Annotated in this window: 12 protein-coding genes; 3 read left to right on the top strand and 9 right to left on the bottom strand. The window is 69.6% G+C overall.

Features of this window, described 5'->3' with window-relative positions:
• Positions 1–8 precede the first annotated feature (8 nt).
• From C6Y44_RS11255 to C6Y44_RS11245, 3 genes are all read right to left on the bottom strand, one after another.
• Entirely contained in the window at positions 9–653 is a 645-nt protein-coding gene (locus C6Y44_RS11255) for a hypothetical protein (RefSeq protein WP_174247045.1), read from the bottom strand.
• A complete protein-coding gene (gene hisS, locus C6Y44_RS11250; RefSeq protein WP_060653189.1) occupies positions 640–1,914 on the bottom strand; it encodes a histidine--tRNA ligase in 1,275 nt (424 codons plus the stop codon). Before hisS ends, C6Y44_RS11255 begins: the two co-directional genes overlap by 14 nt.
• A gap of 105 nt (positions 1,915–2,019) precedes the next feature.
• Positions 2,020–2,703 (bottom strand): MBL fold metallo-hydrolase, encoded by a 684-nt coding sequence (locus C6Y44_RS11245; protein WP_192378875.1) that lies wholly within the window; start codon positions 2,701–2,703, stop codon positions 2,020–2,022.
• Positions 2,704–2,852: 149 nt separating this feature from the next.
• On the opposite strand from C6Y44_RS11245, the gene C6Y44_RS11240 reads away from it, so the two are divergent.
• From C6Y44_RS11240 to C6Y44_RS11230, 3 genes are all read left to right on the top strand, one after another.
• Positions 2,853–3,728, top strand: a complete 876-nt coding sequence (locus tag C6Y44_RS11240; RefSeq protein ID WP_159418486.1) for a peptidylprolyl isomerase — start codon at positions 2,853–2,855, stop codon at positions 3,726–3,728.
• Positions 3,728–4,510, top strand: coding sequence for a peptidylprolyl isomerase (locus C6Y44_RS11235; protein ID WP_159418487.1), 783 nt, complete (start codon positions 3,728–3,730; stop codon positions 4,508–4,510). Before C6Y44_RS11240 ends, C6Y44_RS11235 begins: the two co-directional genes overlap by 1 nt.
• A gap of 210 nt (positions 4,511–4,720) precedes the next feature.
• On the top strand, positions 4,721–5,518 hold the full coding sequence (locus C6Y44_RS11230) for a peptidylprolyl isomerase (protein WP_159418488.1): 798 nt from the start codon (positions 4,721–4,723) through the stop codon (positions 5,516–5,518).
• 33 nt (positions 5,519–5,551) lie between these two features.
• Here C6Y44_RS11230 and C6Y44_RS11225 read toward each other — a convergent pair whose 3' ends face one another.
• The 6 genes from C6Y44_RS11225 to yajC form a co-directional block, all read right to left on the bottom strand.
• Positions 5,552–7,864 carry a RelA/SpoT family protein gene (locus C6Y44_RS11225; protein WP_016694930.1) on the bottom strand — a complete coding sequence of 771 codons (2,313 nt, stop codon included), beginning with the start codon at positions 7,862–7,864 and terminating at the stop codon, positions 5,552–5,554.
• Between the two features lie 104 nt (positions 7,865–7,968).
• Positions 7,969–8,526 carry an adenine phosphoribosyltransferase gene (locus C6Y44_RS11220; protein ID WP_159418489.1) on the bottom strand — a complete coding sequence of 186 codons (558 nt, stop codon included), beginning with the start codon at positions 8,524–8,526 and terminating at the stop codon, positions 7,969–7,971.
• A complete protein-coding gene (locus tag C6Y44_RS11215) occupies positions 8,523–10,274 on the bottom strand; it encodes an ABC transporter substrate-binding protein (RefSeq protein ID WP_174247046.1) in 1,752 nt (583 codons plus the stop codon). Before C6Y44_RS11215 ends, C6Y44_RS11220 begins: the two co-directional genes overlap by 4 nt.
• Position 10,275: 1 nt before the next feature.
• On the bottom strand, positions 10,276–11,478 hold the full coding sequence (gene secF / locus C6Y44_RS11210) for a protein translocase subunit SecF (protein ID WP_225623778.1): 1,203 nt from the start codon (positions 11,476–11,478) through the stop codon (positions 10,276–10,278).
• Positions 11,479–11,480: 2 nt separating this feature from the next.
• Positions 11,481–13,277: a protein translocase subunit SecD gene (gene secD / locus C6Y44_RS11205; RefSeq protein ID WP_159418491.1), complete on the bottom strand. Its 1,797-nt coding sequence runs from the start codon at positions 13,275–13,277 to the stop codon at positions 11,481–11,483.
• A 111-nt stretch (positions 13,278–13,388) separates the two neighbouring features.
• Entirely contained in the window at positions 13,389–13,718 is a 330-nt protein-coding gene (gene yajC, locus C6Y44_RS11200) for a preprotein translocase subunit YajC (RefSeq protein WP_088898168.1), read from the bottom strand.
• Positions 13,719–13,721 lie beyond the last annotated feature (3 nt).

The following is a 13,721-nucleotide window of genomic DNA, read 5'->3' as shown; positions in this document are numbered from 1 at the left end:
ACGGGCCGTCAGTCCACGAGCGAGGCGACCTCGTGGTCGGTCAGCGTCGTCTGCGGCACCCGGCCGGCGCCGCGCGCGAGTTCGATCGCCCGGTAGAGCGGGCGTTCACCGAGCGCGGCGTCGCGGGCCTCGGCCCGCAACTGTTCGACGAGCACCGACGAGATGGCCGCCGCCGGTGCGATCTCGCTGGTGGCGAGCGCATCGGCGAGCTTTCGCAGGGCCAGGACGTCGAGTTCGCGACCGCCGCCGTCGGTGTACAGGGCGAGCGGGACCGAGACGAGATTGTGCTCGCCGTCGTTGACGCGCACGACGGCCTGCGACACGCCACCCACCCGGACGATCAGTTCGACCCCTGCGAGTCGCGCGAGATCGACACTGCGCGACCGGAACGCCCCCGACAGCGTGACGACGGTGCCGCGCAGCAGTAGGTGCCGACGCGTCGCCAGGAACGCACCGACGGCCGCCGGCACCGCGAAGACGGCCCCGACGAGCAGCGCGACCCAGCCGGGCGCGACGATCCAGACGAGAACGCCGAGGACGACGCCGACGGCGAGTGCGAGCAGCGCGATCCTGCGGGCGCGTGGCCGGAGCAGCCGGGACGGGATCAGATCGAGCGGGACGGCGGCACCGTCCCGGTCGTCATGCGCCGGCAACGACCTCACCCACACGGGCGACGACGTCCGTGAGTGCAACGCTGTGCTGCTCGCCGTTGCGTAGATCCTTGACGACGATCTCGCCCGCCTCGAGTTCGCGGTCGCCGAGCACGAGGGCGACGACGGCACCGGACTTGTCGGCCGCCTTCATGGCGCCTTTGAGGCCGCGGCCACCGTAGGCGAGGTCGACGCGGACACCCGCGGCGCGCAGTTTGTGCGCGATGGGCACGAGCGCGGCCTTGGCCGCGTCGCCCATCGGTACCCCGTAGACCTCGCACCGCGCGGGACTGCCGGCGGTCTTGCCCTCGGCGGCGAGCGCGAGAACCGTGCGGTCGACGCCGATCCCGAATCCGATGCCCGAGAGCGGCTGGCCGCCGAGCTGTTCCATGAGCCCGTCGTAGCGGCCACCGCCACCGATGCCGGACTGGGCGCCGAGCCCGTCGTGGACGAACTCGAAGGTGGTCTTCGTGTAGTAGTCGAGGCCGCGCACCATGCGCGGATTGACGACGTACGGGACGCCGATCGCATCGAGGTGCGCGAGCACCTCGTCGAAGTGCGCGCGAGCGGTGTCCGAGAGATGGTCGAGCATCAGCGGTGCGTCGGCGGTCATCTCGCGGACCTCGGGGCGCTTGTCGTCGAGCACGCGCAGCGGGTTGATCTCGGCGCGGCGGCGCGTCTCCTCGTCGAGCGGGAGCGCGAACAGGAACTGCTGCAGCTTCTCCCGGTACTGCGGACGGCAGGTCTCGTCGCCGAGGGACGTGATCTCGAGGCGGAATCCGTCGAGTCCGAGCGACCGGAATCCTGCGTCGGCGACCGCGATGACCTCGGCGTCGAGCGCGGGATCGTCGATGCCGATCGCCTCCACGCCGACCTGCTGGAGCTGACGGTAGCGACCCGCCTGGGGGCGCTCGTAGCGGAAGAACGGCCCGGAATAGGACAGCTTCACGGGGAGCTGACCGCGGTCGAGGCCGTGCTCGATCACTGCGCGCATCACGCCCGCGGTGCCCTCGGGACGCAGCGTGACCGAGCGCTCACCGCGATCGGCGAAGGTGTACATCTCCTTCGTGACGACGTCGGTGGACTCGCCGACGCCGCGAGCGAACAGGCCGGTGTCCTCGAAGATGGGCAGCTCGACGTGCCCGTACCCCGCCAGGCGTGCGGCACGGGTCAGACCGTCCCGTACCGCCACGAACTCCGCCGACTGCGGGGGAACGTAATCGGGCACACCCTTCGGCGCCGAAAACGTGGAGGCCTTGCTCACTGGTACTGCCTTCTCTCGGGATTCTCTCGGTTGGTCACCGGACGGATCGCGGTGTTCGTGCGTCGGTATCGATGCGCCGGCGTTCGTGCGTCGGTGTTCGTGCCGTCAGCGGGATTCTGCCAGGCCGGAGAGGAAGGGATTCGACACCCGTTCCTGCCCGATTGTGCTCGCCCCGCCGTGTCCGGGGAGGATGTTGGTGCCGTCGTCGAGCACGAGCAGCTTGCGCGCGATCGAGTCGAGCAGTTGCGCGTGGTCGCCGCCGGGCAGGTCGGTGCGGCCGATCGATCCCTGGAACAGGGTGTCGCCGGTCAGCGCGACGTTCAGGACGGCCCCGTCGGGCGTGGTGGTGCGGGTGCGCAGGACGACCGAGCCGCGGGTGTGCCCGGGCGTGTGGTCGACGACGAACTCGATTCCGGCGTGTTCGATCTCGTCCCCGTCGGCGAACTCCACGACCTGCTGCGGTTCGACGAACTCGACGCCGTCGAGGAAGGGCGCAAGGCTCGACCCCATGCCCTGCAGCGGATCGGTGAGCATCATCCGGTCGTCCGGATGGATGTAGACGGGGATCCCGTACCGGTCGGCCACCGGCTGCGCCGACCACATGTGGTCGAGGTGACCGTGCGTGAGCAGCACCGCGCGGGGCGTGAGATCGGATCCGGTGAGGAACTCCACGAGCGGCTCGGCGGCGTCCTGGCCGGGATCGACGACGACGCACTCCTTCGCGTTGTCCTGCGCGAGGATGTAGCAGTTGGTCTGGAACATCCCGGCAGGGAATCCGGTCACGAGCACGAGCATCGCTCCTACGGGTGGAAGCCTTCGAGGTCTCCTACAGACTATGCGTTGCGCCCTGCCCGCGGGTTGCCGGTCCCGGGTGGCAGACTCGGGTCTGCTTCGAAGTCGGTTGGACCACATCGATCGTTCACGGGAGGACTACTGCAGTGCCGAGCAACGCACAACGGCGCCAGGCCGCGAAACGCAAACTCGAACGGCAGCTCGAGCGTCGAGCCGAACGCGAGCGCAAGCGGCGCCGCATGACGATCGCGCTGTCCGCGCTCGGAGTGATCGTGGTCGTCGGCGCCGGTGTTGCTCTGTGGGCGGTCAACCGGGGCGACGACACGGCCACCGAGGCGGCGTCGAACGACACCTCCGGTTCGGAAATGGAGTATGCCGCGCTCCCCGAGGGCCGGTCCGAGCCGTTGCCCGAGACGGTGAGCTGCTCCTACCCCGCGGACGGCCGCGAACCGTCGAAGCCGGCAGAGCCGCCGCGCACCGAAGGCATCCGCACCACCGGCGAGGGCAACACGGACATCAGCGTCAGCGTGGAGACGAGCCAGGGGAACATCGGCCTGATCCTGCACAACGACGATTCGCCGTGCACCGTCAACAGCTTCCTGTCGCTGGCCTCGCAGAACTTCTTCGACGAGACGGTCTGCCATCGGCTGACCACCTCGCCGTCCCTGCAGGTCCTGCAGTGCGGCGACCCGTCGGGTAGCGGGTCGGGCGGTCCGGGATACCAGTTCGCGAACGAGTTCCCGACCGACCAGTTCGCCGCCGACGATCCCGCGGCACAGGAACCGATGACCTATCCGCGCGGCACGCTCGCGATGGCCAACGCCGGCCCGGACACCAACGGCAGCCAGTTCTTCCTGGTGTACGGCGATTCGGTGCTGCCGCCGCAGTACACCGTCTTCGGCACGATCGACGAGACCGGTCTCGCGACCCTCGACAAGATCGCCGCGGCCGGGGTCTCAGGCGGAGCCGCCGACGGTGCCCCCGCGCTGGAGACCACCCTCACGTCGGTCAGGATGGACTGATGATCCGATTGCGCACCACCCTCGCCGCCGGCGCCGGGCTGGCACTCCTGCTCACGGGATGCTCCGACGACACGTCCACCGACAGCGCCGCGACCTCCTCGGCACCCGCGTCCGTCGCCGACCGGGAGTCCCCCGCCTACACGGGCGAACTGCCGGAGCGCCCCGCCGGTGGCGATCCCGTCTCGTGCACCTACAACGCCTCGGGTGACGCCGCGCGCGACGTGACCGCCCCGTCCGCGGACGACGTCTCCGCCACCGGCACCACCGCCGCGCAGATCACCACCAGCGTCGGCGTGATCGGCGTGGAGCTCGACCGGGCCGCGGCCCCGTGCACGGTCAACAGCTTCGTGTCCCTCGCCGAGCAGGGCTACTTCGACGACACGCCCTGCCACCGGCTGGTGACCTCGCCGGGTCTGCAGGTGCTGCAGTGCGGCGACCCGACGGGCACCGGCACGGGCGGGCCGGGCTACGGCTTCGACACCGAGTACCCGGAGAACGTGTACGCCCCCGGCGACGCCCAGCTGCGCCAGCCGGTGATCTACCCGCGCGGCACGGTCGCGATGGCCAACACCGGCCGGCCCGGCAGCAACGGCAGCCAGTTCTTCCTGGTCTACGAGGATTCGCAGCTTCCCCCCACCTACACGGCCTTCGGGACGGTCGACGAAGCCGGACTCGCCGTGATCGAGGAGGTCGCAGCAGAGGGCGACGACGGATCGATGGCGGCCGGCGGCGGTGCCCCCAACCGCGCGGTGCAGATCGAGTCGGTGACCGTCGGGTCCTGACACACGCCTGCGCGCACAACGCACGGACGTCCCGCCCCGGATTTCGGGGCGGGACGTCGCATTTTCAGAGCTCCGAAGGCGTGGATGCTGCCGTCCGGTGCGAAATCCGCCGGCCCCATCACCTCACGGGGTGATCTCGGGGGTGATTGTTCACCGATCCGCACTCGGCACCTATCGGTTCGTGCAGGGTTCCGATAGCGTCCCGATTCTGTGATCCACACCACCGAGCGGCGGTTCGCGTCCCGGCTCCGCACCGTTGTTCCACTCTGTCTCGTCGCCGTCGCAGCGTTGCTCGCCGGTTGTGCGCAGGACGCCGGTTCCGCGACCACGAAGGTCACCGAGGCCGCACAGCCACGGTCGGCTCCCCCGCGCGATCTGTCCATCTATCGCGGACTCCCCGAGGTCCCGGCCCCACCGGCACCGACCGTGACGTGCGAGTACGTCGACAAGGGTGGTGCTCGTCCCCCGTCGACCGCATCGACCGTGGGCATCGTCGACCTCACCCTCGAGACGTCGATCGGGGCGATCCCGCTCGTGCTCGACCGGGCCCAGGCGCCGTGCACGGTCAACAGCTTCGTCGATCTCGCGCGTCGCGGATTCTACGACGGCACGTCCTGCCACCGTCTCGCAACCGATCCGGGCGGTGAGCTCTACCAGTGCGGCGACCCGACCGGCACGGGATCCGGCGGTCCCGGCTACACCTTCGCGGACGAGTATCCGGTGCCCCAGTTCGATGCGGAGGCGGCGACGTCCTATCTCCCGCCGGCGGTGCTGTATCCGCGCGGCACGATCGCGATGGCCAATGCCGGGGTGGAGAACAGCAACGGCAGCCAGTTCTTCCTGCTGCTCGGAGATTCGCTGTTGCGACCGGACTTCACGGCCTTCGGCCGCATCGCCGATGCCGGGATGCCGGTGCTCGACGCGGCCGCCGCGAACGGACACGACGGTTCCAGCCCGCTCGGGGGTGGCGTACCCACGACGCCCGTCGTGATCGGAGCCGTACGGTGACGGAGCGACGTGAACGGGGCCGATCGGGGGCGATCAGGCAGCCGAGGTCACCCGGTAGACGTCGTAGACGCCCTCGACGTTGCGGACGACGTTGAGCACGTGTCCGAGATGCTTCGGATCGCCCATCTCGAAGGTGAACCGGCTCACCGCGACCCGGTCGCCCGTGGTCGTCACCGAGGCCGACAGGATGTTGACCTTCTCGTCGGCGAGCGCCTTCGTGACGTCCGACAGCAGGCGGTGCCGATCGAGGGCCTCGATCTGGATTGCGACGAGGAAGACCGACGACGGCGAGGGCGCCCACTGCACCTCGATGATGCGCTCCGATTGCTCCCGCAGCGACCCGGCGTTGGTGCAGTCCGTGCGGTGCACGCTCACCGCTCCGGTGCGGGTCACGAAGCCCATGATCTCGTCGCCGGGGACGGGCGTGCAGCACTTGGCGAGCTTCGAGACCGTACCCGGTGCGCCCGGCACGAGGACACCGGAGTCGCCGCTGTGCCGCGAGCGAGTGGGGATGGTCGACGGGGTCGACCGCTCGGCCAGCTCCTCCTCGACACCACCGACCCCGCCGAGCAGCGCGACCAGCCGTTGCACGACGTGGTGCGCCGAGACGTGGTGCTCACCGACGGCGGTGTACAGCGCCGAGACGTCGGCGTAGCGCAGTTCCTTGGCGACCGCGACCATCAGGTCGGCGTTCATCAGGCGCTGCAGCGGCAGACCGACGCGACGGACCTCCTTCGCGATGGCGTCCTTGCCGGATTCGAGGGCCTCCTCGCGACGTTCCTTGGCGAACCACTGCCGGATCTTCGCCTTGGCGCGGGGTGAGACGACGAACGACTGCCAGTCGCGGCTCGGGCCGGCGTTCGGGTCCTTGGAGGTGAAGACCTCCACGACCTCGCCGTTCTCGAGCTTGCGTTCGAGGGCGACGAGTCGGCCGTTGACGCGGGCTCCGATGCAGCGGTGCCCGACCTCGGTGTGCACGGCGTACGCGAAGTCCACGGGCGTCGAGCCGGAGGGCAGGGTGATCACGTCGCCCTTGGGCGTGAAGACGAAGATCTCCTTGACCGCCAGGTCGTAGCGGAGCGATTCGAGGAACTCCCCCGGGTCGGCCGCTTCCCGCTGCCAGTCGAGGAGCTGCCGCATCCAGGCCATGTCGTCGAGCTCGGCGACATCACCCGAGTGGCGTCCCTTGGTCTCCTTGTACCGCCAGTGCGCGGCGATGCCGAACTCGGCGGTGCGGTGCATCTCGTGCGTGCGGATCTGCACCTCGAGCGGCTTGCCCTCGGGACCGATGACGGTGGTGTGCAGCGACTGGTAGACGCCGTAGCGGGGCTGCGCGATGTAGTCCTTGAACCGTCCCGCCATGGGCTGCCACAGCGAGTGCACGACACCGACGGCCGCGTAGCAGTCGCGGATCTCGTTGCACAGGATGCGGACGCCGACCAGGTCGTGGATGTCGTCGAAGTCGCGGCCCTTGACGATCATCTTCTGGTAGATCGACCAGTAGTGCTTGGGCCGGCCCTCGACGACCGCGTCGATCCGCGACGCCGCGAGTGTCCGCCCGATCTCGTCGCGGACGGTGGCCAGATAGGTGTCGCGCGACGGCGCGCGGGTCGCGACGAGCCGGACGATCTCCTCGTACTTCTTCGGATGGAGGATCGCGAAGGCGAGGTCCTCGAGCTCCCACTTGACCGTCGCCATCCCGAGGCGATGGGCCAGCGGGGCGATGACCTCGAGGGTTTCGCGTGCCTTGCGGGCCTGCTTCTCGGGAGGCAGGAAGCGCATGGTCCGCATGTTGTGCAGGCGGTCGGCGACCTTGATGACGAGCACCCGGGGGTCGCGCGCCATCGCGATGATCATCTTGCGGATGGTCTCGCCCTCGGCGGCCGAGCCGAGCACGACCTTGTCGAGTTTGGTGACGCCGTCGACGAGGTGCGCGACCTCTTCACCGAACTCGGCGGTGAGCTGCTCGAGCGTGTACCCGGTGTCCTCGACGGTGTCGTGGAGCAGTGCCGCGACGAGGGTCGTGGTATCCATGCCGAGTTCGGCGAGGATCGTCGCGACCGCCAGCGGGTGGGTGATGTACGGATCGCCGGACTTGCGCTTCTGGCTGGCGTGCCGTTCCTCGGCGACGTCGTACGCGCGCTGCAGCTGCGAGAGGTCGGCCTTGGGATACAGCTCACGGTGGATGGTGACCAGCGGCTCGAGGACCGGCTTGAGGCTCGTGCCCCGCTGACCGGTGATGCGTCGAGCCAGGCGGGCGCGTACCCGCCTCGACGCGGAGGTCGATGCCGGTGTGGGGGTCGGGTTCTGACCGGAATTGTGGGACCGATCGAGATTCTGGGTCATGCCTCCACCTCCCGTCGCGGCTGCGAACCCGGTTCGTCACCGATGCGCATGTCCGGACCGTACGGGTCCGGCGGGTTCACCGGCACCTGTGGCAACTCTATCTCTCAGATCCGCACGAGAGACGTGAGCGGGTACTTCTGCAGTCGCACCCGGCCGCCGAGGGCTTCGATCTCGGTGACGACGGTGATCCCGACGACCTCGGCGCCGACGCGTTCGAGCAGTTCGACGGTCGCGGCGAGAGTTCCGCCGGTCGCGAGGACGTCGTCGACGACGAGCACCTTGCGGCCCTGGAGGGCCATCCAGTCGCCCGGGATCTCGATCGCAGCGGTGCCGTATTCGAGGCTGTATTCACAGGTCTGGACGGGCGGCGGGAGTTTGCCCGCCTTGCGGACGGCGAGCACGCCCACCCCGAGGGTGCGGGCGATGCCGCCGCCGAGGAGGAAGCCGCGCGCATCGATACCGGCGACGAGTTCGGCGTCGGGAGCCGCGGAAGCCAACGCCGCGATCACGGCCGAGAAGGACGGTCCGTCGGCGAAGACGGGCGTCAGGTCGGCGAAACGGACACCCGCGGTCGGGAAGTCGTCGACCCATCGGGTGTGTTCGGCGACGGCCCCGGCAGCTTCCTCGACGAGCCGCGGGTCGCCGATCCGTTGAGCGTTCATCCTCTGAGTATCCACCGGTCCATGTTCCAGCCCGCACCCGCGGTCGTCGGGTTGGGCACCCCGGCATGCATTCCCGCCGCGAACCCGATCGTGCGGGGCTGCGCGAACAGGGGCAGGGTGGGGACGTCGCCCCACAGGATGCGTTCGGCCTCGGTCGCGAGTCCCGCGATGGCCGCGTTGTCCTTCGCCACGAGCAGACCGTCGAGCAGTTCGTCGACGCGGCCGATCGAATAGCCGCCGACATTGCTGCCGGCGCCGGAGTGCAGTGCGTCGCGGGCGTGCTCCATGTCGGCGGCGCCACCGGCACCGGCCGCCGTGGCCGTCCCGACGAGGATCGCGTCGACCTCCCCCGCCGTCAGTTGCGACGGCGTGAAGCTGTCGGAGCCGGCGTCGACGATCTCGATGCCCGCCTCGCGGCAGGACTCGCCGATCAGCTCGACGGTGCGCGCGCGGCGCTCGTCCGGTCCGAGATAGCCGATGCGGACCTGCATGCGGTCCTGACCGGAGGCCTCACGTTCGGAACGCGCGGCGTCGATGTCGACCTCGGCGTAGCGTTCGGCGGTCGGCACGGTCTGCGGGTACAGCGGTGAGTCGGGAGCCAGGAGCCGCGAGGTGATCGGGCCCGTGACACCGTTCGACTCGTCGGATGCGCCGAGCTCGTCGAACAGCTGTGTGCGAGGCGTGCACAGGGCGACGGCGCGGCGCGCCGCCGGGTCCTGGAAGACACCGCTCGTGGCGAACACCAGTTGTTCGAGGTTGCGTGAGACGACGGTGGAGACGTCGGCACCGTCGCCGAGGTTGCTGTGACCGACGGATCCCTCGGCCACGTCGACGACGTGGATGCGGCCGTCCTCCGCGGCCGCGGACGTGTCGGTGCCGCGCGGCCAGACGACGATGCGGTCGGTGCCCGGGGCGTTCCCCCACCACCGCTCGTTCGCGACGAGCGTCAGACCGTCCTCGGCGGTGTACGACTCGATGCGGTACGGGCCCGCGGACGGGAACAGCGCCGGATCGATCTCACCCGGGGTGAGGCTCCAGCCGGTGTTCCAGAACTCCGCGATGCGCCGGACGGCGTCGGTGTCGTTCGCCGTGATCGCTCCGACCAGGTCGGACACACCCGACCGTCCTGCCGCCACGTGGGCCGGCATCAGCTCGGTGGCCCCGAACAGCGCCTTCCAGTTCGTGTCCTCGCGACCGGGCCGGAAGACGACGGTGGCCTCCTTCGAGCCGGGCCGACAGTCGACCCGGTCGATGTCGGCGTAACCACCGCGATGGGCGGCGTCGAACAACGGGACCTGCTCGCCGGACTCGTCGGGAGCGGTGAAGCGTCCGCTCGACGCGGCCCAGGCCAGGACGAGGTCGTCGCAGGACATGGGCACACCGTCGGAGTAGACCGCATTCGGCGACAGGCGGTACTGCACGGTGAGCCCCTCACCGGGCACGACCGAGGCGGTGCCGATGTCGGTGTCCGCGATCACCCGGCCCGACGGACCGACGTAGCCGAAGCCCGGCAGCACCCGGGCGAACGCCTGGCGCGCGCCCGAGGCCGCACCGTCGACGGTGTTGGCGTTGTAGGTCGTCACCGTGTTGTCGATCGCGTACCCGATCGAGTGCACCGGTTCCTCGTCCGTGCCGCACGCGACGGTGGAGAACGCGAGTGTCGAGGCCACCGCCGCGCACGCGAGGAGCGTGCCGCGGCGCCTCGGCGACCGCGTCGTCGTCGGGTCGTTCCGCTCGCTCACCGCCATGTCAGGACCTTCTCTTGCCGCGCTTTCCGGTGGGTCGTGCCCCTGGGGCGGGGCCGCGACGGACCGTCGCCCGGTCGGGCAGGGATCCGGCGTCCTGCACCGTCGGCACCACCTTCGCGTCGACCGCGTCGGCCGACTGCGATCCGGCCGTCGTCCCGGTCTTCGCCGCGCGGGCGGCGGCCTCCTCCCGCTTGGCGAGCACCTTGCGGGTGTGCTTCGCGACCGGACCACGCCATTCCTCGAGCGTAACCAGCAACGGGGTCGCGAAGAAGATCGACGAGAAGGTACCGACGACGATGCCGACCAACTGGACGAGGGCGAGGTCCTTGAGCGTGCCCACACCGAGGAGCCACACCGCGATGACCATCAGCGCCAGCACCGGCAACACCGAGATGATCGTGGTGTTGATCGAGCGCATGAGCGTCTGGTTGACGGCGAGGTTGGCCTGCTCGGCGTAGGTGCGACGATGCAGGTGCAGGATGCCGCGGGTGTTCTCCTCGACCTTGTCGAAGACGACGACCGTGTCGTAGAGCGAGAAACCGAGGATCGTGAGCAGACCGATGACGGTCGCAGGGCTGACTTCGAATCCGACGAGGGCGTAGACACCTGCTGTCACGATGATGTCGAAGAACAGGGCGGCGATCGCTGCGATCGCCATGTTCCGCTGGTATCGGATCGTGATGTAGATGCTGACGATGACGAGGAAGACCACCAGCGCGATGAGCGCCTTGTTGGTGATCTGGCTTCCCCACGTCTCGCTGACGTCGGCGACGCTGATCGAGTTGCGGGACGGCTCTCCGTCCGGCCCGGCGGGCCGGAACTCCTCGAACAGCGCGGTCTGCAGCTCCGCGACCTGATCGCCGTCGAGGGTCTCCGACCGGATCTGGACGGTCGCTCCGTCGCCGGCGCCGACGGTCTGCACCGCTTCGGGTTCGAAGCCGATGGTGTCGCTGAAGACGGTCTCGACGTCCTCGACGGAGACGCCCGGCACGGCCGGCATCTGGATGCGGGTGCCGCCCTCGAAGTCGATACCCCAGCTGAATCCGCGCAGCAGCATGCTGAGCAGGGCGATCAGCACGATCACCGCGGTGACGATGTACCACCGCTTGCGGCGTCCGACGATCTCGAAGGCGCCCGTGCCGGTGTACAGACGGGACAGGCGGCTGTGCTGCGGCGCGGCCGTCGTCGTGGTCGTGTCGGTCATCGTCACGCCTCCTTCGCAGCGGTCGCGGCGACGAGACGACGCTCGTCGGCCACCTGCTGGATCGCGCCCAGACCGTTCACGCTCGGCTTGGACCAGAACTTCGACTTCGAGGCCAGGAACACCAGCGGCCAGGTCACCAGGAACACGACGACGACGTCGAGGATCGTGGTGAGGCCGAGGGTGAACGCGAAGCCGCGGACCTGACCGACGGCCAGGACGTAGAGCACGGCGGCGGCGATGAAGCTGACCGCGTTACCGGACAGGATCGTCCGGCGGGCACGGGCCCAACCGCGCGGCACCGCGGAACGGAAACTCCGCCCCTCACGGATCTCGTCCTTGATCCGTTCGAAGAACACGACGAACGAGTCGGCGGTCATGCCGATACCGATGATGAGACCGGCGACGCCGGCGAGGTCGAGCGTGAACCCGATGTATCTGCCGAGCAGCACCATGACCGCGTAGACCGCCAGGCCCGACAGGACGAGCGACAGTGCGGTGAGCAGTCCGAGCATCCGGTAGTAGGCGAGGCAGAAGAGCAGCACGAGGGCCAGGCCCACCGCACCGGCGATCAGGCCGGCTTCGAGCGAGGCCAGACCCAGTGTCGCGGAGACGGTCTCGGCTTCGGACGCCACGAACGACAGCGGCAGCGAGCCGTACTTGAGGGTGTTCGCGAGCTCGGCGGCCTGCGTGTTCGTGAATTGGCCGGTGATCGAGGTTGCACTGCCGGCGGGCGTCGCCCCCTGGATCACGGGGGCACTGACGACCTTCGAGTCGAGCACGAAGGCGGCCTGCTGACCGATGTTCGCGGCCGTGAACTGCGCCCAGGTGTTGCTGCCCTCGCTGTCGAAGGTCAGGCTGACCTCGTAGCGCGACTGCTGCTGGTTGAAGCCGGAGGTCGCGTCGTCGATCTGCTGGCCGTCGATGATGCTCGGGCCGAGCAGGTAGATCGCGGTACCGTCCGTGGAGCACGCGACGAGCGGAAGCGCCGGATCGTCGTTGCCCGCGAGCGGGTCGGCGGCGGAGCAGTCGAGCGCGAGAGCCGCGGCCTGCTGCACCGCGGGGTCCTCGCTCTGACGGGTGGCCTTGGCCGCCGCGATGTCGGCGGCCGCCTGTTCCTGCGGCGTGAGCGAGCCGTCGTTCTCGGGAGCCTCGGGGGCTCCGGTGGGCTCGGCCGGAGCCTGGGGCGCCTCGGCGGGGGCCTCGGGCGTCTCGGCCGGTGCCGGGGCATCGGTGGGCGCGGTGGGATCCTGCGCCGGGAACGGACGTCCCTGCGGTTCGGGTGCGTCGGCGGGCGGAGCCTCGTCGGCCGGGGCGGGTTCGCCGGGAGCCGGTTCTGCGGGGGCAGGTTCTGCGGGCAGCTCGCCCTCGGGCGTACCGGCGCCGGGCTGCTCGGCGAGATCCTCGGCGGTCATGTTCGCGTCGATCGGTCCCCCGATCACCGGCCTGATGTACAGACGGGCGGTCTGGCCCAGCGTCCTGGCCTGGGCGCTGTCCTCACCCGGGACGGTGATCACGAGGTTGTCGCCCTCGACGATCACTTCCGAACCCGACACACCGAGCCCGTTGACGCGGGTCTCGATGATCTGCTGGGCCTGGCGGAGGCTGTCCGGACTCGGGCTGCTCCCGTCGGGGGTTCGCGCGGTGAGGGTGACACGGGTGCCACCCTGCAGGTCGATGCCCAGCTTCGGGGTGGGCGACTTGTCCCCGGTGAAGAAGACCAGTGCATACAACGCGGCGAGAATCACCCCGAACAGGGCGAGAGCGCGCACGGGATGCACCGATCCGTTGGAAGGTGCCACGGTCTGTCAGTCTCCTCGATGCGAGTGAGTGGTGGTCGGGTGCAGTCGCGCGGCGCTCGGCACCGGCACCGGAGGACTCCGGTGCCGAAACCGTGCGTCGCGGATCGACTGTCAGTACTCGGTCGGACGTCCCTCCGGCGGGTTCGCATCGTCGTCCTTGCGGAGCAGATCCGGATCCTGCGGGGTCGCAGTCTCGACGCGCTCCCGGATGACCAGACGCGACCAGGTCGTCACGACACCCGGCGCGATCTCGAGAGCGACGGTGTCGTCGGCGAGCGCGGCCACCGTGGCGTGCAGACCCGCGGTGGTCATCACGCGGTCGCCGATGCGCAGGGAGTCCTGCAGCGCCGTCACCTTCTGCATCTCCTTCTTCTGACGCCGCACGCCCAGGAAGGTCGGGACGAGCAGTGCCAGGATCAGGAGAGGGAAGAGCAGTTCCATCGT

It is taken from the genome of Rhodococcus rhodochrous, assembly GCF_014854695.1.
Lineage (GTDB): Bacteria > Actinomycetota > Actinomycetes > Mycobacteriales > Mycobacteriaceae > Rhodococcus.
Note: the sequence above shows the minus strand (reverse complement) of the source record. Positions and strands in the feature narration are given on the sequence as shown.

Coding starts and splice junctions, on each gene's coding strand:
- C6Y44_RS11215 (WP_174247046.1), bottom strand. CDS start 10,274: ATGGCGGTGAGCGAGCGGAACGACCCGACGACGACGCGGTCGCCGAGG.
- secF (WP_225623778.1), bottom strand. CDS start 11,478: ATGACCGACACGACCACGACGACGGCCGCGCCGCAGCACAGCCGCCTG.
- C6Y44_RS11235 (WP_159418487.1), top strand. CDS start 3,728: ATGATCCGATTGCGCACCACCCTCGCCGCCGGCGCCGGGCTGGCACTC.
- yajC (WP_088898168.1), bottom strand. CDS start 13,718: ATGGAACTGCTCTTCCCTCTCCTGATCCTGGCACTGCTCGTCCCGACC.
- C6Y44_RS11220 (WP_159418489.1), bottom strand. CDS start 8,526: ATGAACGCTCAACGGATCGGCGACCCGCGGCTCGTCGAGGAAGCTGCC.
- C6Y44_RS11225 (WP_016694930.1), bottom strand. CDS start 7,864: ATGACCCAGAATCTCGATCGGTCCCACAATTCCGGTCAGAACCCGACC.